Raw genomic sequence first — 1,118 nt, 5'->3', positions numbered from 1 at the left:
GGCGCGCAGCACTCTTCATTGATGGTGATCGCCAAAGGATCTGTACGCGTTAACTCGATAAGTTCCAAAGGAAAAGAAGTCACCTTGATGATTTTCGAAGCCGGAGGATGGTTTGGCGACAATGTATTTTCACCCGGTATGCCACGCATTTTCGGAGCAACGGCTCATACAGACGTAACCCTATTAGAGCTACCTGGCGATAAATTTCGGCAGTTGTTAGCCAAATATCCACAAAGCTACCCTGTGATTCTGGATTTGCTCAGCCGCAGATTATGGTCAGCTATTTCCGTTATCGAAGACGACGCCATTCGCGGTATAGAAGAGAGGATCGGCAGACGATTATTGCTTCTGGCAGAATATCAACATAACCGTCCTATAAGTGCCCAGTCTTGTGTAGTGAAAGTGACTCGTGAGCACATCGCCAACATGATGGGGCTAACACGACAAAGTGTTCACAAGGTATTAAAGAAATTGGAAAACTCGAACGTTCTTAGGCTGCAATACGGCAGTATTACCATATTGAATCCACTGAAAATGGAAGCGTATCTCAAACAGTTGGAATAGTTGTAGATGCAAACACGTCTTTGGTCTAACCGGCGTACTCAGCCAAAACGACCACCAGCCAATGCCATGTAGATCAAACAAAAAGCCAGCGAGAGCTTCGCTGGCTTTGACATCATACTTATGCGACTTCGAGTTCCGATTTTAGCTCTCTCTTTAAGATCTTACCCGTAGCACTCATCGGTAACTGTTCACGAATTTCGACAAACCTTGGGTATTTGAAATTGGCTAACTGCTCTCGCCCCCATAATTGCAGCTCATCGGCTTCGACAAATTGATTCGGTTTTAATACCACGTAGGCTTTGATCTCTTCGCCATATTCTTGATGCGGAATACCTATCACGGCCACCATCGCTACCGCAGGGTGCGTCATGAATACTTCTTCAATCTCACGAGGATACACATTGAAGCCACCTCGAATGATCAGGTCTTTCATCCTGTCGACAATAAACAGATTACCCGACTCATCAAATCGCCCGACGTCACCGGTATGGAACCAACCACTTTGCAACACCGATTCCGTCACTTCTGGGCGATCGAGATAACCTTTCATGACG

General features: G+C 46.2%; 2 protein-coding genes. One reads left to right on the top strand and one right to left on the bottom strand.

Annotated features, from left to right (window positions below):
* Positions 1–564: Crp/Fnr family transcriptional regulator (locus R7O12_RS26290; RefSeq protein ID WP_318127004.1), on the top strand; the 564-nt coding region annotated here is incomplete at its 5' end.
* A 118-nt stretch (positions 565–682) separates the two neighbouring features.
* On the opposite strand, the gene R7O12_RS26285 is transcribed toward R7O12_RS26290, so the two are convergent.
* Positions 683–1,118 (bottom strand): AMP-binding enzyme (locus R7O12_RS26285; protein WP_318127003.1); only part of this gene is annotated, 436 nt, incomplete at its 5' end.

Source organism: Vibrio sp. Vb1574 (assembly GCF_033338675.1).
The sequence above is the reverse complement of the archived record's forward strand: the minus strand, read 5'-3'. Positions and strand labels throughout refer to the sequence as shown.